The 18,747-nt window shown below is 56.1% G+C and carries 18 protein-coding genes; 5 read left to right on the top strand and 13 right to left on the bottom strand.

Annotated elements, in window-relative coordinates:
* Positions 1-38 precede the first annotated feature (38 nt).
* Positions 39-728 (top strand): fumarylacetoacetate hydrolase family protein, encoded by a 690-nt coding sequence (locus tag ABXG94_RS13775; protein ID WP_353535104.1) that lies wholly within the window; start codon positions 39-41, stop codon positions 726-728.
* Here the strand turns inward: ABXG94_RS13775 and ccoS are convergent.
* The 4 genes from ccoS to ccoG are packed head-to-tail and all read right to left on the bottom strand — an operon-like array spanning position 715 to position 4,989.
* Positions 715-900: a cbb3-type cytochrome oxidase assembly protein CcoS gene (gene ccoS / locus ABXG94_RS13770; protein WP_353535102.1), complete on the bottom strand. Its 186-nt coding sequence runs from the start codon at positions 898-900 to the stop codon at positions 715-717. The genes ABXG94_RS13775 and ccoS overlap by 14 nt on opposite strands.
* Positions 897-3,095: a heavy metal translocating P-type ATPase gene (locus tag ABXG94_RS13765; protein WP_353535100.1), complete on the bottom strand. Its 2,199-nt coding sequence runs from the start codon at positions 3,093-3,095 to the stop codon at positions 897-899. Before ABXG94_RS13765 ends, ccoS begins: the two co-directional genes overlap by 4 nt.
* A gap of 2 nt (positions 3,096-3,097) precedes the next feature.
* Positions 3,098-3,559 (bottom strand): FixH family protein, encoded by a 462-nt coding sequence (locus tag ABXG94_RS13760; protein WP_353535099.1) that lies wholly within the window; start codon positions 3,557-3,559, stop codon positions 3,098-3,100.
* A complete protein-coding gene (ccoG, locus tag ABXG94_RS13755; protein ID WP_353535096.1) occupies positions 3,559-4,989 on the bottom strand; it encodes a cytochrome c oxidase accessory protein CcoG in 1,431 nt (476 codons plus the stop codon). Before ccoG ends, ABXG94_RS13760 begins: the two co-directional genes overlap by 1 nt.
* 427 nt (positions 4,990-5,416) lie before the next feature.
* Between ccoG and ABXG94_RS13750 the strand changes: the two genes are divergently transcribed.
* Together ABXG94_RS13750 and ABXG94_RS13745 are read left to right on the top strand one after the other, a co-directional pair.
* Complete coding sequence (locus ABXG94_RS13750) at positions 5,417-5,779, top strand: DUF1304 domain-containing protein (protein ID WP_353535094.1); 363 nt, start codon at positions 5,417-5,419, stop codon at positions 5,777-5,779.
* Between the two features lie 32 nt (positions 5,780-5,811).
* Entirely contained in the window at positions 5,812-6,165 is a 354-nt protein-coding gene (locus ABXG94_RS13745; protein ID WP_353535092.1) for a VOC family protein, read from the top strand.
* 59 nt (positions 6,166-6,224) lie between these two features.
* Here ABXG94_RS13745 and ccoP read toward each other — a convergent pair whose 3' ends face one another.
* Genes ccoP through ccoN form a run of 4 tightly spaced genes read right to left on the bottom strand, consistent with a single transcriptional unit; the run spans position 6,225 to position 9,648 of the window.
* Entirely contained in the window at positions 6,225-7,091 is an 867-nt protein-coding gene (gene ccoP / locus ABXG94_RS13740; protein WP_353535090.1) for a cytochrome-c oxidase, cbb3-type subunit III, read from the bottom strand.
* A complete protein-coding gene (locus tag ABXG94_RS13735; RefSeq protein WP_353535088.1) occupies positions 7,088-7,288 on the bottom strand; it encodes a cbb3-type cytochrome c oxidase subunit 3 in 201 nt (66 codons plus the stop codon). The genes ccoP and ABXG94_RS13735 overlap by 4 nt, the downstream gene beginning before the upstream one ends.
* 12 nt (positions 7,289-7,300) lie before the next feature.
* Positions 7,301-8,029, bottom strand: coding sequence for a cytochrome-c oxidase, cbb3-type subunit II (ccoO, locus tag ABXG94_RS13730; protein WP_353535085.1), 729 nt, complete (start codon positions 8,027-8,029; stop codon positions 7,301-7,303).
* Positions 8,030-8,043: 14 nt separating this feature from the next.
* On the bottom strand, positions 8,044-9,648 hold the full coding sequence (gene ccoN / locus ABXG94_RS13725; protein WP_353535083.1) for a cytochrome-c oxidase, cbb3-type subunit I: 1,605 nt from the start codon (positions 9,646-9,648) through the stop codon (positions 8,044-8,046).
* A gap of 186 nt (positions 9,649-9,834) precedes the next feature.
* Here ccoN and ABXG94_RS13720 point away from each other — a divergent pair, with 186 nt between their 5' ends.
* Positions 9,835-10,674, top strand: coding sequence for a universal stress protein (locus ABXG94_RS13720; protein WP_353535080.1), 840 nt, complete (start codon positions 9,835-9,837; stop codon positions 10,672-10,674).
* A gap of 96 nt (positions 10,675-10,770) precedes the next feature.
* Here the strand turns inward: ABXG94_RS13720 and fnrL are convergent, their stop codons facing one another.
* The gene (gene fnrL, locus ABXG94_RS13715) at positions 10,771-11,517 is read right to left on the bottom strand and encodes a transcriptional regulator FnrL (protein WP_353535077.1); all 747 of its coding nucleotides are present in this window, start codon (positions 11,515-11,517) and stop codon (positions 10,771-10,773) included.
* Between the two features lie 61 nt (positions 11,518-11,578).
* Between fnrL and hemN the strand changes: the two genes are divergently transcribed.
* Positions 11,579-12,934: an oxygen-independent coproporphyrinogen III oxidase gene (gene hemN / locus ABXG94_RS13710; RefSeq protein WP_353535074.1), complete on the top strand. Its 1,356-nt coding sequence runs from the start codon at positions 11,579-11,581 to the stop codon at positions 12,932-12,934.
* 13 nt (positions 12,935-12,947) lie between these two features.
* Here hemN and ABXG94_RS13705 read toward each other — a convergent pair whose 3' ends face one another.
* Genes ABXG94_RS13705 through ABXG94_RS13690 form a run of 4 tightly spaced genes read right to left on the bottom strand, consistent with a single transcriptional unit; the run spans position 12,948 to position 18,661 of the window.
* The gene (locus ABXG94_RS13705) at positions 12,948-14,528 is read right to left on the bottom strand and encodes an ABC transporter ATP-binding protein (RefSeq protein WP_353535071.1); all 1,581 of its coding nucleotides are present in this window, start codon (positions 14,526-14,528) and stop codon (positions 12,948-12,950) included.
* On the bottom strand, positions 14,525-15,631 hold the full coding sequence (locus ABXG94_RS13700) for an ABC transporter permease (protein ID WP_353535069.1): 1,107 nt from the start codon (positions 15,629-15,631) through the stop codon (positions 14,525-14,527). The genes ABXG94_RS13705 and ABXG94_RS13700 overlap by 4 nt, the downstream gene beginning before the upstream one ends.
* Positions 15,631-16,719, bottom strand: a complete 1,089-nt coding sequence (locus ABXG94_RS13695) for a microcin C ABC transporter permease YejB (RefSeq protein WP_353535067.1) — start codon at positions 16,717-16,719, stop codon at positions 15,631-15,633. Before ABXG94_RS13695 ends, ABXG94_RS13700 begins: the two co-directional genes overlap by 1 nt.
* A 7-nt stretch (positions 16,720-16,726) precedes the next feature.
* Positions 16,727-18,661: an extracellular solute-binding protein gene (locus tag ABXG94_RS13690; RefSeq protein ID WP_353535064.1), complete on the bottom strand. Its 1,935-nt coding sequence runs from the start codon at positions 18,659-18,661 to the stop codon at positions 16,727-16,729.
* Positions 18,662-18,747: the final 86 nt, after the last annotated feature.

The raw sequence follows: 18,747 nt of genomic DNA, 5'->3' as shown, positions 1-18,747 counted from the left end.
ATCTTGGCCCGAGCACTCGCCTAGCGTAGACAGGGCATATGACTGATACACCCTTTGCCGCCCCAACCCCGACTTTATTGCCCATCCATCAAAGTGATGCGCGTTTTCCGGTGCGCCGGATTTATTGCGTGGGCCGCAACTATGCAGAACACGCCCGCGAAATGGGCCACGATCCAAATCGCGAGCCGCCGTTCTTTTTCACCAAACCCGGGGACGCGGCGACGGTTTCTGGCCGTAGCCTGCCCTTTCCACCACAAACACAAAACCTGCACCACGAGGCCGAATTGGTGGTGGCGATTGGTGGCTGTGGCACCGATATCAGCCCGGCAGAGGCCGAGGGTCTGATCTGGGGTTACGGGGCGGGCAATGACCTGACGCGGCGCGATATCCAAGCCAAGGCCAAAGAGATGCGCCGCCCTTGGGACATGGCCAAGGGGTTTGATCATTCTGCCATCATCGGTGCGTTGCATGCCAAAGACAGCCTAGGCGATATGACCCACGGGGCCATCAGGGCCACGGTGAATGGCGACATTCGCCAAAGCGCAGATCTGTCAGAAATGATCTGGCCGGTTGACGCGGTGGTGGCTTATCTGAGCAGGTTGGTCACCCTGCAACCCGGCGATTTGGTCATGACAGGCACCCCCGCGGGTGTGGGCCAGATAAAGCCCGGAGACACATGCGCGGTGGAGATTGAAGGGCTGTCGCCCGCTGTGGTCAGCTTTCGCTAGGCTTTGAGGGGTCAGCCGGTTTGGGATGGTCATCCCATTCACCGCTGAGGATGCGCTGCGCATCGCCCTCGGGATCGTCATATTGCTGGCTGCGCAGGGTATAGAGAAACCCCAGTAAACCCAGCCCGCCAAGGATCAGCGAAATGGGAATGAGATAGCTGAGAATGGTCATTTTGATCTCCCGAGGCGCAGTGCGTTGAGCGACACGGTAATCGAACTGCTGGACATGGCCAAGGCGGCAATCAATGGCGTGGCCAGACCAGCGATGGCCAGTGGCACAGCCACGATGTTGTAAAGCGTTGCGATGCGGAAGTTTTGCCGGATACGGCTGGTGGCTTTACCAGCGACGCCAACGGCCTGCGCGATGGGTTCCAAATCGCCGCCCAATAGCACGATATCAGAGGCCACGCGGGCAGCATCCAAGGCAGAGGCTGGGGAAATCGATACATGCGCAGAGGTGAGCGCGGCGGTGTCGTTCAGCCCGTCGCCCACCATAAGAACCTTGTGGCCTTGGTCGGCCAGCTTTTGGATCGCCTGGGCTTTGTCAGCGGGCAGAACCTCGGCCTGCCAGCGTGCGATGCCCAAACGGTCTGCCACTTGTTGCACCGCCCCAGCGCTGTCGCCAGAAAGCAAGATCACGTCTTTGCCGGCGTCCTGCAAGGCGCGCACCGCCTGATCAGCGCCGTCGCGCAGTTGGTCCACACAGAGAAAGGCCTGCGCGGGTTGGTCGCCAATTTGCACAAACACCGCGCTTTGGGTCAGTTCCTGCGCCCCAAGCCAGCTGGCGCGGCCCAAACGCACCTGTTGGTCTTGCCAGAGACCCTGAATGCCAAAACCCGGCACTTCGTTGATGTCTGATACTTTAGCTGGTGTGGTTTGATGATCATTGGCGGCTTGCAGGACCGCCTTGGCCAAAGGATGACCAGAGCCCATGGCCAGCGCCATGGCCACACGGGCGGTTTCTGAGGATATGCTGTCAAAGTTGCTGACCTGCGGCGTGCCTTTGGTCAGGGTGCCGGTTTTGTCAAACACCACGGTGTCGACCTGGGCCAGACGTTCAAGGGCTGTGGCGTGTTTCACCAGCATGCCCATGCGAAACAGGCGACCAGAGGCCGCAGTGGTGACCGCAGGCACGGCCAACCCGAGCGCGCAGGGGCAGGTGATGATCAGAACAGCGGCGGCGATGTTGATGGCGGTGCGCATGTCATAGGTGGCAAAATACCATCCCACAAAAGCCAAAGCCGACAGGATATGCACGCCCGGCGCATAAAGCTTGGCGGCTTGGTCAGCCAAAGAAGTGTAGCGTGAGCGGCCCGATTCCGCGATGGCCACCAGATCCGCCATTTGATGCAGGCTGGTGTCTTGGCCCACGGCGCTTGCGCGAATGATCAAGGGGCCGGTCAGATTGACCTCGCCTGCACTGACCATCTGGCCGGTCTCGGCAAAGACCGGCACGGTTTCCCCCGTGAGCAGCGATCTGTCGAGCTCAGACTGGCCTTGGATGATTTCGCCATCCACCGGCATGCGTCCGCCGGGCAGGACCCGCAACAGATCTCCGACGCAAAGCTCGCGCACGGCGACAGTTTCTTCGCCCTCTTCCAGCAGTCGCACCGCACGTGGCACTTCCAGCGCAGCGAGTTCTTCGGCGGCAGACCGGGCCACAGCGCGGGTGCGATGATCAAGGTAGCGGCCCGCCAATAAGAAAAATACCAGAGTCAGCGCCGCGTCAAAATAGGCATGTTCGCCAGACAGCGAGACTTCCCAGAGCGACGTGACAACCGCCAGCAGAATGGCCAGAACAATCGGCACATCCATGTTGAGTTGACGATGTTTGAGCGCCCGCCATGCATTGCTAAAAAAAGGCTGGCCTGAAAAGGCGATGGTGGGCAGCGCAATGGCGGCTGAAATCCAGTGAAACAGGTCACGAGTGGCGTCTTCGGCACCGGCCCAGACCGAAACCGAAAGCAGCATTACATTCATGCTGGCAAAGCCGGCGACGGCCAAACGCATCAGCAAATTGCGACCCGCGCGATCCGCATCGGTCGCGCTGAGGCTGCCAAGGTCGAGTTCATGCGCTTCATAGCCCACCTCGGCCAATACCGGGATCAGATCTGCGGCGGTCACGTTGGGCTCGGCCTCGATGGTGACGCGCTTTAGGGTCAGGTTGACCCGTGCGGATTGTACGCCCTCGTAAGCGTTCAGAACACGTTCCACGGTTGAAATGCAAAGCGCGCAATGGATGGTCGGCAGGCTTAGGGCCAGCTGCACATCTTTCTGCGCTTGGATCTCTGCGGCCAAGGCCGCGGCTGCCGGACCCGCATCGCAAGCCGGACAAGCAGAGACACCGGGGCGCATCACGGCGGTCATGCTCAGCCCTCGACCCGCAGAATAACGCGCTGCACAAAGGCAGTGCCGTCTTTGGCCACCGCATTCATGCGGATATTCCAGTTGCCTTCGCCCAGATTGGCCTGGGCCACATAGGCTTGACCGTCAAAGGCAAACTCTGGTGTCATGTCATCTTTGACATGGGTGGCGCGCCCCAGCACGGCTTCCAGATCTTGCACCTGCACCGCTGTACCAGTGGCGTCCACGATCTTTAGCACCACTTGCCCGTCAGAGGCTTTGGCAGACACCTGCCAGCCAAGCGCCTGCTGGGCGTCCCGGCGCAGGTCAAATTCCTGACTGGCCACATAAGAGTTTTTCACTTCGAGACCCGGAAAGGTTTTGACCGCCGAATAGGCCAGCACCAGATTGACCGAAATGATGACGCTGAAAGCACCGCCAAAGATCAGCGCCATGTGACGACCGGTGAATTTCTTTTCTTCAGCCATCACTGACCCTTTCCTGTAAAGACGGTGTCTTTGTGTACGCGTTCGTCATTCTGCGTGTCTTTGACCCAGACGCGTAGATCGCTGAGGCTGTTGTTGGCAAGCGCGGTGCCTTTTGGGGCCACCACATAGACACGTTGCAAAAGCATACTGTCTGCGGGCACTTCGACCTGGGTTGATGGCAAGCCTTCGAGGGTGATCTGGGGCGCACCTTCGGCCTTGACGGTGACCTCAAACAAACGCGCTTCGCCGTGTTTGTTGCGCAGCCGCACTTCGTAGGTGTTGCGAATAGAGCCGTCAGACAGGGTGACAAAAGTTGGGTTGCGCACGGGGGCCACGGTCACGTCAATCTCGCTGCGCAGGAACAGCGCCACCACCAGCATGACACCAACAAGCGCCCAAAGCCCGGTGTACAAAAGGGTGCGCAGACGCAGAACATGTTTCCAGTTAGAGCGTGGCGGCCGCCCTGCCCGTTCGGCTGGCTCGTCGCTGAGCGCCATATAGTCGATCAAACCACGCGGTTTGCCGATCTTGTCCATCACCTCGTCGCAAGCATCAATGCACAAAGCACAAGTGATGCATTCAAGCTGCTGGCCATCACGAATATCGATGCCCATGGGGCAAACATTCACACAGGCCATACAATCGATGCAGTCGCCTTGAGGTGCTTGGGCAGTTTGCTTTTTCAGTTTGCCACGCGGTTCGCCACGCCAGTCGCGATAGGCGACGGTCAATGTGTCTTCGTCCATCATGGCGGCCTGAATGCGCGGCCAAGGGCAGGCATAGATACAGATCTGTTCGCGGGCATAGCCGCCAAAGAAAAAGGTGGTGAAGGTCAGCAGGGCCATCGTGGTATAGGCCACCATATGCGCCTGACCGGTTAGCAGATCCATCAACAGGGTTGGCGCATCCGCAAAGTAAAACACCCAAGCCCCACCGGTCGCCAGACCAATCAAAAGCCAGAGGATGGTTTTGGTGACACGCAGGCGCAGCTTGCGGAAATTCCATTTCTTTTGGCGATGCAGGCGCAGGCGCGCGTTTCGGTCGCCTTCGACCCAGCGTTCCACCAGAATAAACAGGTCGGTCCAGACGGTCTGTGGGCAGGCATAGCCGCACCAGACACGCCCCAGAGCCGAGGTGAACAGAAACAAGCCCAATCCGGCCATGATCAGCAGTCCGGCGACAAAATAGAACTCATGCGGCCAGATCTCGATCCAGAAGAAAAAGAACCGGCGGTTTGCCATATCCACCAAAACCGCCTGATCCGGCAGGCTGGGGCCGCGGTCCCAGCGGATCCATGGCACGAGGTAATAAATGCCGAGGGTCACCGCCATGATGACCCATTTTAACGACCGAAAGGTCCCGGACACGCGCTTGGGGAAAATCGGTTCACGGGCAGCATAGAGGCTGGGAGGGGTTTCAGAGGCAGTCACAGAATCGTTCACCTTGCTGGAAATCTTACCGACTTGTCGCAAAACTGACGTGGTCGAACTTTGACATGTATCAAATTCTGAGTCTGAAACACATGTTTATGATTAAGGGATTTAGAACCGGGATCAGATGGGGGATGATAAAGGTGCCAGCCTCCTCGGAAACGCGCGAACAGGACGGGAGACTGGCACCTTTGCCCAGCGGCGAACCACTAAGCAACCCTCCAGACACTTGGCAATCTGCCGAAGTCTGTCTGTCTCCTGAGGATGTATTGCAGTTTAAAGCCCTTAAAACATTGACGCAGATCAAACAGCCCTGAAGAATTTCGTGTTTTTTGCCAAAATGCTCAGAGGCACCTGCACTTGTTTGGGCATGGCCCACGTGTCACACAGGACATGGCCCCTTATCCCTGCCCCCAAAGGACATTCCATGGCGTTTTTTGCTTCTGTGTTGATTTTTCTGATTGCCGCCCTGCACCTTTATATCCTGTGGTTTGAGATGTTTGCCTGGGAACAACGTGGGCCAAAAATCTTTAAGCAGTTCCCAGCCGATCTGTTTCCAAAAACCAAGACCATGGCTGCCAATCAGGGGCTGTATAACGGCTTTCTGGCGGCCGGGCTTATCTGGTCGCGGCTGATCCTAGATGCGCAATGGGCGCATAACATCGCGATGTTCTTTCTGATCTGCGTGTTTATAGCAGGTGTATATGGGGCCAAGACCGCCAGCCCGCGCATTCTGTTTGTGCAATCGGTGCCAGCCGCCGTGGCGATTGTCTTATTGTTGCTGAGCTAGGCAGGCCAGCAGATCAGACCGGAGGAGCTCTCATGAGTGTGAAACGTATCGTCGCCAATATCGCCACCAAAGAGGTGGCAGAGGTGCAGGCCTTTTATCGCAGTTTGTTTGATTTGGATGTGGCCATGGATTTTGGTTGGATCAGCACTTTGACCAGCGGCACAGAGGCTGCGGTGCAAATCAGCATTGCCAGTCAAGGCGGATCGGGGACCCAGGTGCCGGATCTGTCCATCGAGGTAGAGGATGTTGACGCGGTGTATGCGCGTGCCAAAAGTCTGGGCCATGCCATCGATTATGCGCTGACCGATGAGCCTTGGGGGGTGCGTCGGTTTTATCTGCGGGACCCGTCAGGCAAGCTTTTGAACATACTCGCGCATTTGGACTGATGCGCTAAACCCAAAAAGGCGCGGCCTGAACCGCGCCTTTCGTATTGCTTTAGAACGGTTTATTCGCCGCCACCAAGTTGGTGCACATAGGTTGCCACCGCGTTGATTTGCGCTTCGGTCAGACGTTCATCCCAGTTGGGCATCACACCAAAGCGGCTGCTATAAACGGTTTCACGAATGCTGTCGAAGTCGCCACCAAACAACCAGATCGCATCTGCGAGGTTGGGCGCGCCTTGATCGCGGTCGCCGAGCCCGGTGTCGCCATGGCAGCTGGCGCAGTTTTCCTCAAACACCATCGCGCCGTCGGCCACCAAAGACGCATCCATCGGCGTGCCGCTAAGCGACATCACATAGTTGGTGACTTGGTCTATCTGCGCGTCTTCCAGCAATTCATCTTTGCCAAAGGCCGGCATTTCAGAATAACGGGCGTCTAGGTTGTCTTCGTTGCGGATCCCAACGCGAATGGATTCATGGATAGACGAGATATCGCCCCCCCAGAGCCAGTCGTTGTCCAGCAGGTTTGGATAGCCTTTGGCCCCGGCTGCACCGGACCCGTGACACTGGGCGCACCAGGTTTTGAACACCGCTGCCCCCGCAGAAATGGCATAGCCATTCAGCTCTGCATCGCCGGGAATAGTGGTCAGATCAGCGGAGGCCAAGCGTGTGTTGATCGCCTCGTTGCGGGCGTTGACCGCGGCAATATCAGCCGCTACTTCGCCACGTGTCGAGAAACCAAGCACGCCTGTTGTTGCGGATTTGATACCGGGCCAAGCGGGATAGGCAATCGCATAGCCGATGCCCCAGATGATGGTCAGGTAAAAGCACCACAGCCACCAGCGCGGCATTGGGTTGTCATATTCTCGGATACCGTCCCAGATATGGCCTGTGGTGGGCGGTTCTTGTTTTTCAACGGGTTTCTTACTCATTCCCGTGTCTCCTTATCCATGGCGGCGGTTGCCGCTGCCGGCGCGTCTTCGTTGCGAAAGGGAATGCTGGCTGTGTCACGGTATTCCTGGCGCGACCCCGGGCGAAACACCCAAAGAATAACCAGAGTGAAAAACCCGAATAGGAACAACAGCATCCAACTGTCTGCGAATTCTCGTAAGAGCGAATAGGTTTCCATAATGCGCCCCCTTTACCGGCTTGCGTCAGGTGTGAAGGTCGAGAAATCAACCAGCGTGCCCAACATTTGAAGATAAGCTACCAAAGCATCCATTTCGGTGGTTTCACCGTGCCCGTCAAAATTGCGCACGCTGATGTCATCGCCATAGCGCTCCAGCAGCCCGTCGTAATCCCGATCAGGGTCGGCTTGTGCCATGAAGTCCGCCTGGGCGTTTTCGATCATCTCGTCGGTATAAGGCACGCCGACAAAGGCATTGGCTTTCAGCAGATCACCCATGTATTTGCCGTCGATCCGACGATTTTCCAGGAAGCCATATTTTGGCATCACGGATTCTGGCACAACCGATTGCGGGTCAATCAGGTGATCCACATGCCAGTCGTCAGAGTAACGTCCGCCCACACGCGCCAGATCTGGCCCGGTGCGTTTTGAGCCCCATTGGTGCGGGTGGTCATATTTGGATTCAGCCGCCAGGGAATAGTGGCCATAGCGTTCGACTTCGTCGCGCATTGGGCGGATCATCTGGCTGTGACAGGTATAGCAGCCTTCGCGGATATAGATGTCACGTCCTGCCAATTCCAGCGGCGTGTAGGGGCGCATGCCCTCTACATCCTCGATGGTGTTTTCCAGCCAGAACAGTGGGGCAATCTGTACGATCCCCCCAATGCTGACCACCAGCAAGCTGAGCACCAAAAGAAGCGTCGCGTTGGTTTCGATGAACTTGTGTTTATCTAAAATAGCCATCTCTCAGACCCTCCTTATTCTGCTGGCACTGCGACGCCAAGGCTGGCCTCGCGTGCTGGTGCTTTGCGCACGGTAAGCCACAGGTTGACGCACATGATGATCGCACCGGCCAGGAACATAAGCCCGCCCAAACCACGCACCACATACATCGGGAATTTCGCAGCAACCGTGTCAGCAAAGCTGTTCACCAAGAAGCCGTTGGCATCCACTTCACGCCACATCAGGCCTTCCATAATGCCGGTCACCCACATGGAGGACGCGTACAAAACGATGCCGATGGTCGCGAGCCAGAAGTGCCAGGACACCATGCTGAGCGAGTACAGACGTTCGCGTTTCCACAGGACAGGCACCAGATAGTAGAGCGCGCCGAATGTGATCAGCCCGTTCCAGCCCAAAGCGCCAGAATGCACGTGGCCAATGGTCCAGTCGGTATAGTGGCTAAGCGCGTTCACAGAGCGGATCGACATCATTGGACCTTCGAATGTGGACATGCCGTAGAAGGCCAGCGAGGTCACCATCATGCGGATCACCGGATCGGTGCGCAGCTTGTCCCAAGCCCCTTGCAGGGTCATCAAACCGTTGATCATGCCGCCCCAGCTGGGCATCCACAGAACAATCGAGAACACCATGCCCAGGGTTGTCGCCCAGTCAGGCAGTGCGGTGTAATGCAAGTGGTGCGGGCCCGCCCAGATATATAGGAAGATCAGCGCCCAGAAGTGAATGATAGACAGCTTGTAGCTAAAGACCGGACGGCCCGCTTGCTTTGGCACAAAGTAGTACATCATGCCTAAGAAGCCCGCGGTCAGGAAGAAGCCAACGGCGTTGTGGCCATACCACCATTGCACCATGGCATCTTGCACACCGGACCAGACAATCACCGATTTAGAGCCGAAGATTGAAACCGGGATGGTCAGGTTGTTGACCAGGTGCAGCATGGCGACGGTGACGATGAAGCCCAGGAAGAACCAGTTCGCCACATAAATGTGTTTTTCGCGCCGCTTGATCAGCGTGCCAAGGAACACCAACAGATAGCAGACCCAAACAATGGTCAGCCACAGATCAACATGCCATTCTGGCTCGGCGTATTCTTTGGACTGCGTGCCGCCAAACAAATAGCCGGTGGCCGCCAGAACGATGAACAGCTGGTAGCCCCAAAACACGAACCAAGCCAGATTGCCGCCCCAAAGGCGCGCCGCACATGTGCGCTGCACGATAAAGAAGGAGGTTGCGATCAACGCGTTGCCACCAAAGGCAAAAATCACTGCACTTGTGTGCAGTGGGCGCAGGCGCCCAAAGTTCGCCAGGCCTTCGGCCCATTCGAAGTTAAGGACCGGAAAGGCCAATTGAAAGGCGATGAAAACCCCGACAAGAAAGCCAACAACGCCCCAAAAGGCTGTCGCAATCACGCCTGCGCGTACCACATCGTCCATATATTCATTTTGAGGTGCGACCGATTTCTCTTCGTCGACCCCCCGCAGGACCCACAGAAACAGGCCCCCCGATACCAGCGTGATAATCAGCGCATGAACCAGATAGGCCAGGTCCCGCGCGTAATTGGCTGCAATCATCGCGCAAAGCGTGATGATCCCCAGCACGATCAGCTTAACAGTGTTGATCATTTTGCGTCCCTTCGTCTCGCCGGGCGCTAAATGATGCACCGCGGGCAAATGTTTGACTTATGGCTTTTTGCGTCGGCACCGCGTCAACTTCCTTGATCTGTGTCAAGGAAACCGCAGATGGATTGCCCTCAGACTGCAATTAAAAGCCATGCACCTTAGGGTGAATTGCAGCGAAGGAGCATTGCCATGCCTTACAAGTCGATTTTTACGGTTCTAACCGACGAAAAATTTGCCAAAACAACGCTAGAACACGCGGCCGCCTTCGCGCGCGCGCAAGATGCGCATCTTGACGCACTTTGCCTGGGTCTGGATCGCAGCCAAACCGGATATTACTATGCCGGGGCCACCGCTTTGGTCATGGAGCAATCCCTGAACCTGGCCCGCGAAGAATCGCGCAAGCTGGAAAAGGCGGCAGAAGATTTCTTAGACAACACTGAAGTGCGCTGGGGTGTGGAAGCTGGCGTGACCCAAATGGCAGATCTGACCCGCCATGTGGCTGCCCGCGCCCGGTTTTCTGATCTGGTGGTGATGCTGAAGCCTTATGGCGAGGATCGCGATGTGGAAATGGTGGCCTCGGTCGAAGCAGCCCTGTTTGAGGCACAAACCCCGGTTCTGGTGGTGCCAAAAAACGCCGAAGCGCCCGGCAAGCCGCATACAATCACCATCGCGTGGAATGAAAGCAACGAGGCCCTGCGCGCCACCCGCGCTGCGTTGCCGATGTTGCGTGATGCCAATCTGGTGCGGGTTGTGGTGATTGATCCCCCGACCCATGGTCCAAACCGGTCTGATCCCGGCGGGTTGCTCTCGCAGTTTCTGGCCCGTCATGGCGTGCGCGTCGAAGTCGACGTGATTTCCAAAACCCTGCCACGCGTTTCAGATGTTTTGCTGCGCCATACAACCGACACCAATAGCGACATGATTGTCATGGGGGCCTATGGCCACTCTCGGTTCCGTGAATCCATTCTGGGCGGGGCGACACGCAACATGTTGGAACGGGCAACGGTTCCTGTCCTGATGGCTCACTAATACGGCCTCGGACCTTTCAGCGACAGCATGGAACTCCCCCATGCTGTCGTTGTCTTTCAAAATTTTCTAGGTGAAGGCAGATAGGCGACGTGGCTGTTACGCCAGCATGCCGCCATCCGAATCATCGCCAGCTTCTTCCATCAGCCGTTCCAGATCGGGCACGGTCACATGGCGTTTGCCTTCCAAAACAATCACCCCATCGCGTTTCAAAGCTGAGATCTGGCGGCTGACGGTTTCAAGCGTCAGGCCCAAGTAGTCAGCCATGGCTTCGCGGGTCAGCGGCAGATCAAACACCATCGGACCATGGGCAGGCGCAAGTTTCAGCGTCGCGTCACGGCGGGCAATGATCGCAAGCAACGAGGCAATGCGTTCACGGGCTTTTTTGCGGCCCAAAACCAGCATCCACTCGCGGGCGGCATCAAGTTCATCAAGCGTCATTTCAAGCAGACGCTGCGCGATGTGCGGCGTGCGTACCATCATGGTTTCAAAGGGTTTTTTACGGAAACAGCACATGACCAGATCCGTGGTTGCCACCACATCATAGGGGGCCTCGCGGCGTCCTGGACGCCCCACAAAATCGCTGGGCAACAACAGCCCGACCATCTGGGTGCGGCCATCTTCCATGGTCTGAGTCAGGGTCGCAATACCGGTGACAACCGAGCCGACAAAATCCATTTGATCACCGGACCAAAGCACAGTTTGCCCGGCCTCAAAGCTGCGATAATACTTGATTTCCTCAAGCTGCTTCAACTCGTCCACGTCACAGCGAGCACATACCGCGCGATGGCGAATTTGGCAGTCCCCACAATCCTGTGGGCTTCCCTTTGATGTCTGTAAAGTCATATTACGCTCGCGCTTGATCTGAATCAAAGTATGCAATCATTTGGTCTCATAATGCTAGCCCATGAGCAACAAAACCCAATTCGAAAAACTGGGACTGTTTGACGCGAAAGTTCCGCGTTACACAAGCTACCCGACAGCCCCTCAATTCAGTGCCGAGCTTGGCGCATCCCAGTTTTTGGGCTGGATCGCGCAAATCCCTGAAAACTCAAAGATTTCCTTGTATGTACATGTGCCGTTCTGTCGTCGTCTGTGCTGGTTTTGTGCCTGTCGCACACAGGGCACGACAACCCTGTCACCCGTAGCATCTTATGTGGAAACACTAAAGCAGGAATTGGCGCTATTGGCGGCGAATTTACCGGCAGGTGTAACCCTGTCGCGCCTGCATTGGGGCGGTGGCACGCCGACCCTGCTTGACCCGGCGATGATGGACGATTTGTGTGGTGCGATTTTTGACGTTGCGCCGATGGCAGATGACGGTGAGTTTTCCGTTGAAATCGATCCAAATGAAATCAGCGAAGACCGGCTAGAAGTGCTGGCCAGACATGGCATGAACCGCGCCTCGATCGGGGTTCAGGATTTTAATCCGAAGATTCAAAAGACCATTGGCCGGGATCAAAGCTATGAGATCACCCGCGACGCAGTGGATATGATCCGAGCGCAGGGTGTGAAAAGCCTGAATGCTGACATCCTGTACGGGCTGCCGCATCAAACCAATGCGGGCATTTCAGAAAGTGTGCAGAAACTGCTGTCGCTGTCCCCAGATCGTGTGGCGTTGTATGGCTATGCGCATGTGCCGTGGATGGCCAAGCGCCAACAGCTGATACCGGCGGACGCCCTGCCGTCGGCCACCGAACGGCTAGACCTGTTTGAAACCGCAGAGACCCTATTTTTGGCCGACGGCTATGATGGCATTGGCATTGATCACTTTGCGCTGCCAACCGATGGGCTTTCAGCGGCACAGAAATCCGGCACGATGCGGCGGAATTTCCAAGGCTATACTGACGACCAAGCCGAGGTGTTGATTGGCGTTGGTGCCTCGTCGATTTCGCGCTTCCCGCAGGGCTATGCGCAGAATGCGCCATCAACTTCGGCCCATGTCAGCGCCATTCGGGACGGAACGTTTTCAACCGTGCGCGGCCATGTGTTCCAAGGCCAGGACAAGCTGAATGCGCGTTTGATCGAGGCAGTGATGTGCGATTTTGCGGTTGATTCCAATGAAATCAGCCAGGTCTTTGGCGTGTCACACGCTGCGTTGAAATCAGATTTTGATCGGGTGAATGCCCGCTTTGAAGGCCTGTTACAGGTGGATGACAACGGGCTGTTTATTCCCAAAGATGCGCGGCCCCTGACACGTTTGATCGCCCAGGCGTTTGACGCCTATGACCAGGGCAAGGCCAAGCACAGCTCTGCTGTTTGATCAGGATGGCGGCCTAGGTTGGGGCCGCCGCCAACAGCTCTCGGGTATAGTCGGTTTGGGGGTTTTCAAACACCGATGAAGCCTCACCGGCTTCGACGATATCGCCTTGTTTCATAACCATAATCTTATGGCTCATGGCGCGCACAACCAGCAAATCATGGCTGATAAACAGATAGGCCAGCCCGTATTTTTTTTGCAGATCCCGCAACAGATCAACGATTTGCACCTGCACCGTCATGTCCAGCGCAGAGGTCGGTTCATCCAGCACAACCAGTTTCGGGCGCAGGATCATCGCACGTGCAATGGCGATGCGCTGGCGTTGCCCGCCGGAAAACTCATGCGGATAGCGATGCATCAGGGCCGGGTCCAGGCCGACCTCGTCCATGACTTCGGCCACCAACGTTCTGGTGTCGCGCCCATCCGGATTGCCGTGCACACCCAAACCTTCGGCGATGATCTGTTCGCAGGTCATGCGGGGCGAAAGGCTGCCAAAGGGGTCTTGGAATACGATCTGCATATCCTTGCGCAGGCTGCGCAATTCACTGGTTTTCAGCCCCCGCAGATCCCGCCCCAAGAATCGCAAACCGCCCTCAGAACCGATCAAACGCATCATCGCAAGGCCCAGCGTTGTTTTGCCAGAGCCACTTTCGCCCACCACGCCCAAGGTCTCGCCTGCGCGCACAGTCAAAGTGGCGGCATTCACCGCTTTGACATGGCCTACCGTGCGTTTCAACAGGCCGCGCTGGATCGGAAACCAGATCTTTAGCGCATCCGTTTCGGCCACAACCGGGGCATCTTTTGCCACCGGTTCCGGGGCCCCAACAGCGCGGGCATTCAACAGTTTTTGCGTATAGGCATGTTGCGGATTGGCAAAGATTTCGGCCACTGGGCCGGCCTCGACAATGTCACCGTCTTTCATGACACAGACTTTGTCGGCAATACGCCGCACAATGCCCAGATCATGGGTGATGAACAAAAGCCCCATGCCTTCGGTCTTTTTAAGATCCGCCAGCAGTTCAAGGATCTGCGCCTGAATGGTCACATCCAGCGCTGTGGTGGGTTCGTCAGCAATCAGAATGTCCGGTTTGTTGGCCAACGCCATGGCGATCATCACCCGTTGACGCTGTCCACCGCTCAGTTGATGCGGATAGGCCCCAAGGCGACTTTCCGGATCATGAATGCCCACCTTGTGCAGCAGTTCGAGAATGCGGCTGCGGGCCTGAGCCCCAACGATGCTTTGATGCAGGGCCAGCGATTCCCCCAGCTGACGTTCCAACGTGTGCAGCGGGTTCAGAGAGGTCATCGGCTCTTGGAAGATAAAGCTGATATCATTGCCGCGCACTTTGCGCAGCAATTTTTCGTCTGCCCCAACCATTTCCTGCCCATCATAGGTGACCGATCCGGACACCCGCGCGCTGCTGCCCAAAAGCGAAACGGTCGAAAGCGCCGTGACTGATTTGCCAGAGCCAGACTCGCCCACCAAAGCAACGGTTTCGCCACGATCCACCTGAAAGGAAACTCCATTCACAGCCGTCATCAGCTGGCCATCTTGCTGGAAAGCAACGCTGAGGTTGCGCACATTCAAAAGGCTCATGAAAAGGTCTTTCTTGGATCAAATGCATCACGCACGCCTTCGAAGACAAAGACCAGCAACGACAGCATAATCGCAAAGGTGGTAAAGGCGGTGAAGGCCAGCCAAGGGGCCTGAAGGTTCTGTTTGGCTTGCAAGGTCAGCTCGCCCAAAGACGGCGAAGAGGACGGCAGGCCAAAGCCCAGAAAATCCAGCCCAGCCAGCGTTGAGATGGTGCCGGTCACGATAAACGGCAGCATGGTGACCGTCGCCACCATGGCGTTGGGCAACATATGGCGGAACATGATCACACGGTTTGAAACGCCAAGCGCCTTGGCGGCCCGCACATATTCAAGGTTGCGCGCCCGCAGGAATTCCGCCCGCACAACGCCCACAAGCGAGGTCCAGCCAAAGAGCACGGTCAAAAAGACCAGTAACCAGAAACTTCGGCCCAGAATCGCAAACAAGATGATGATGATATACAGGCTTGGGGTGGCCCCCCAGATTTCAATCACCCGCTGAAAAATCAGATCAACCCAGCCACCAAAAAAGCCTTGAACAGCACCCGCAAAGATACCCACGAGACTGGCGGCGGTTGTCACGATCAGGGTGAAAAAGATCGACAGCCGGAAGCCATAGATCACCCGCGCCAGCACATCGCGTTTGGTGTCATCTGTGCCCAGAAGGTTCTGGCTGTTGGGCGGCAGCGGCGCTGCGCCTGGACGGTCCACAGATGTGGTAAAAGAATAGGGGATCAGCGGCCAAATCGCCCAGCCTTTTTCAATGGCGTTGCCGTCAATCACACCGTCTTGGGCATCTTGGATATAGGCCTCTGGGTCATCAAAGCAGTCCTCTAGCCCGCCGGTTTGGATCAGGCATTTGACCTCGGGGTCAGAGTACGCGGCCTCTGTCTGAAAATCGCCGCCAAAGGCGGTTTCAGGGTAAAAGTTGAATATCGGCGTAAAGTATTCGCCGCGGTAATTCACCAAGATGGGTTTGTCATTGGCAATAAACTCGGCAAACAGGCTGACGCCAAACAGGAAACTGAACAGGATCAGAGACCAATATGCACGGCGGTTGCGGCGGAAATTGCGCCAGCGGCGTTGATTAAGTGGAGACAAAGCCATCAGCCTTCCCTCCGCTCAAAATCAATGCGCGGGTCAACCACCACATACATCAGGTCACTTAAAATGCCGACCACAAGGCCGATGATGCCAAAGATGAACAACGTGCCGAAAATCACTGGATAATCGCGCGCAACCGCGGCTTCAAAACCCAACCGGCCCAACCCATCCAGCGAAAAGATGGTTTCAATGATCAGTGAACCGCCAAAGAACACCCCGATGAACACCGCCGGAAATCCAGCGATCACAATCAGCATGGCATTGCGAAACACGTGGCCGTAAAGCACGCGATTTTCAGGCAGGCCCTTGGCGCGGGCGGTCATGACATAGTGTTTCTTGATTTCATCCAAAAACGAGTTTTTGGTCAGCAAGGTGAGCGTGGCAAAGGCCGAGATGGTGGACGCGATGACCGGCAGAGCAATGTGCCAGAAATAATCAAGGATCTTGCCGATCAGGGTGAAGTTTTCCCAGCCATCGCTGGTCAGGCCACGCAGCGGGAAGATGCGCCAATACGAGCCTCCTGCGAACAGCACTACCAATAGAATCGCAAACAAAAAGCCGGGAATTGCATAGCCAATGATGATTGCCCCACTGGTCCATGTGTCAAACGGCGTGCCATCTTTGACGGCCTTGCGAATGCCCAGTGGAATTGAAATCGCATAGGCAATCAGGGTGGACCACAGGCCCAGTGTGATGCTGACGGGCATCTTTTCCAGCACCAGATCCACAACATCGATTTTGCGGAAGTAGCTTTCGCCAAAATCCAAATGCAAATAGCCCCACATCATATTGAAAAACCGCTCGACCGGTGGCTTGTCAAAGCCAAACTCTTTTTCCAGCTCTTCGATGAACTCTTTGGGAAGGCCACGCGCGCCCAGATACTCGCTGTCAGAGCCAAAGGTCTCTTCAAGCGCAATATCATCAGCACCCCCCGCAAAGCCGGCGAACACATCGCCTTCGCCTCGCAGTTCTGCCAGGATTTGTTCGATCGGCCCACCGGGGACAAATTGCACCAGTGTGAAATTGATGATCATGATTCCGATCAAAGTCGGGATCACAAGCAGCAAACGTCGTAATATATATGCGCCCAAAGTCTGGTTACCTCACCGCGCCAGCGGCTTTCAATGCTTCGTATTTTTCCTGATTGAACCACCAGAAATCCAAATATCCAACCGCAAGCGGAGGCAGCTCTTCTGGGTGCTCAAACATGTCATATGACGCAATCCAATTGTCAGCTACAAAGCCGCCGGGCACTTGGATGCGGTGATAACGCAAGGCCCGGTCCAGCGCCATCAAAGAGGCCACTTCTTCTTCGCGGGATTTTGTATCAAGCGAGGCCTTGATGATGGCATCCACCAGATCGCTTTGCAGCGAGCTTGGGTTCCACGAGGACACAACGGCGGTTTCTGAGCCATAAAGCTGGTTCAGCCCTGTGCCACTGGTTTGGAAAGAATGATGACGCGAATAGATCATGTCAAAATCTTTGTCCAAAAAGCGCTGCTGCATCTGTGCAGAATCTACTTTTTCCATCTTGGCATCAAACCCATAGGATTTGAGGTTCTCTACATAGGTTGTGATGATGGCTTCTGCGGTGTCTGATGTGGCCGAGGACAGCATAAATTCAAACTCAAACGCCGCGCCATCTGCGTCGCGCAAAATGCCGTCTGATCCGGGCACCCAGCCCGCGTCTTGCATAAGTTTCAAACCCTTACGCTTGTTGCGCCGGTCCACTGTGGATTTGGGATCAGAGGAATGAGCCCGCACCGCGTCCTGGGTGAACAGCTCTGGCGGCACCACGTCGCCAAGCGATTCCAAAAAGGCTTTCTCGCGGCCTTCTGGCACGCCTTTGGCCTCGATCTCTGTGCCTTCGACAAAGGAATGGCGCTGTTCGGTCAGGCCAAATTGCAGCGACGCACTGGTCCATTCAAAGTTAAAGGCCAGAGACATGGCCTCGCGGACCCGCACGTCTTGCAGTTTTTCACGTTGCAAGTTGAAGATAAAGCCAACTGGTGACGGTGGCGTGCCGCTGGTCAAAGTTTCGCGTTTGACGTGGCCTTTGTCGATGGCAGGAAAATCATATCCGGTTGCCCAGCGCTTGGTGCTGCCTTCTGGCCGGAAGGTATAAACGCCTGCCTTAAAGGCCTCAAATTCTGCGGCATCATCGGCAAAATATTCTACGCGGACGCGATCATAATTGTGACGCCCCTGGTTGATCGGCAGGTGCCAGCCCCAATACTCTGGATTGCGCTTGTAGACGATATAGCGATTGATTTCAAAATCATCGACCACATAGGGGCCACTGCCCATCTGCGTCATCAGGCTTGGCTCGTCCAGACGTTCGCCGGTTTTTTCATACCAGGCCTTTGAAAACACGTTGGTTCCGCCGACTTGCGACACCAAAGACCGGCGGGAAATGCCATCGACAAAGCTGTACCGAATGGTGTGGTCATCCAAGACTTCGGCACCGCTGATACGTTGCTTTACGGCACGAGCATAGCTGCGAATGCCCTGTTCTAGAAACAGATTGTGGGTGAACAGAACATCATGGGCGGTCACGGGTGATCCGTCAGAGAAACGCGCCTCGGGCCGCATATGGAAAATGCACCACTTTTTGTTTTTAGGGTATTCCACCGTATGGGCCAGCAATCCGTAGGAATCCGTCAAGCTGTCCGAGGGAATCGGCGTGCCAAAAGGGCCATCTGCAAACAGGGATTCGCCCGTCAGACCAGAATACAGCCCCGAGCGGCCTTTGCTGGCAAAACGATTCATCCCGTCAAAGGTGCCGCGGGTGGATACGGAAATCTCGCCGCCTTTGGGCGCGTTGGGGTTCACATAATCAAAATGCGGGAAATCCGCTGGGTATTTCAAATCTCCAAAAAACGAATAACCGTGCGATTTGATGATCTCGTCGTCGTCCGCATACACTCTGCCCGGCATGCCAAGCCCCAGGGCCGCGACGCTGCTGCCCATCAAGGTCAGCATATTGCGACGTGTCATTTCGGTGAAATTCGGTTTGTTGGATTTCTGAAGCATGCTGCCCCTCCTTAGCCAGAATTGGGCGTGATCAGTCGCCCGCCTGTCTTGTTCCTCTTAAGGTAACGTAATTGGCGCGGATGGCT

Origin of the sequence: Cognatishimia sp. WU-CL00825 (assembly GCF_040364665.1) — a bacterium.
In the GTDB taxonomy this organism is placed as follows: Bacteria; Pseudomonadota; Alphaproteobacteria; order Rhodobacterales; family Rhodobacteraceae; genus Cognatishimia.
Note: the sequence above shows the minus strand (reverse complement) of the source record. Positions and strands in the feature narration are given on the sequence as shown.

Coding starts and splice junctions, on each gene's coding strand:
- fnrL (WP_353535077.1), bottom strand. CDS start 11,517: ATGACTTTACAGACATCAAAGGGAAGCCCACAGGATTGTGGGGACTGC.
- hemN (WP_353535074.1), top strand. CDS start 11,579: ATGAGCAACAAAACCCAATTCGAAAAACTGGGACTGTTTGACGCGAAA.
- ccoO (WP_353535085.1), bottom strand. CDS start 8,029: ATGGCTATTTTAGATAAACACAAGTTCATCGAAACCAACGCGACGCTT.
- ccoN (WP_353535083.1), bottom strand. CDS start 9,648: ATGATCAACACTGTTAAGCTGATCGTGCTGGGGATCATCACGCTTTGC.
- ABXG94_RS13765 (WP_353535100.1), bottom strand. CDS start 3,095: ATGACCGCCGTGATGCGCCCCGGTGTCTCTGCTTGTCCGGCTTGCGAT.
- ABXG94_RS13690 (WP_353535064.1), bottom strand. CDS start 18,661: ATGCTTCAGAAATCCAACAAACCGAATTTCACCGAAATGACACGTCGC.
- ABXG94_RS13775 (WP_353535104.1), top strand. CDS start 39: ATGACTGATACACCCTTTGCCGCCCCAACCCCGACTTTATTGCCCATC.
- ABXG94_RS13700 (WP_353535069.1), bottom strand. CDS start 15,631: ATGGCTTTGTCTCCACTTAATCAACGCCGCTGGCGCAATTTCCGCCGC.
- ccoP (WP_353535090.1), bottom strand. CDS start 7,091: ATGAGTAAGAAACCCGTTGAAAAACAAGAACCGCCCACCACAGGCCAT.
- ABXG94_RS13705 (WP_353535071.1), bottom strand. CDS start 14,528: ATGAGCCTTTTGAATGTGCGCAACCTCAGCGTTGCTTTCCAGCAAGAT.
- ABXG94_RS13760 (WP_353535099.1), bottom strand. CDS start 3,559: ATGGCTGAAGAAAAGAAATTCACCGGTCGTCACATGGCGCTGATCTTT.
- ccoS (WP_353535102.1), bottom strand. CDS start 900: ATGACCATTCTCAGCTATCTCATTCCCATTTCGCTGATCCTTGGCGGG.
- ABXG94_RS13720 (WP_353535080.1), top strand. CDS start 9,835: ATGCCTTACAAGTCGATTTTTACGGTTCTAACCGACGAAAAATTTGCC.
- ABXG94_RS13735 (WP_353535088.1), bottom strand. CDS start 7,288: ATGGAAACCTATTCGCTCTTACGAGAATTCGCAGACAGTTGGATGCTG.
- ABXG94_RS13750 (WP_353535094.1), top strand. CDS start 5,417: ATGGCGTTTTTTGCTTCTGTGTTGATTTTTCTGATTGCCGCCCTGCAC.
- ABXG94_RS13745 (WP_353535092.1), top strand. CDS start 5,812: ATGAGTGTGAAACGTATCGTCGCCAATATCGCCACCAAAGAGGTGGCA.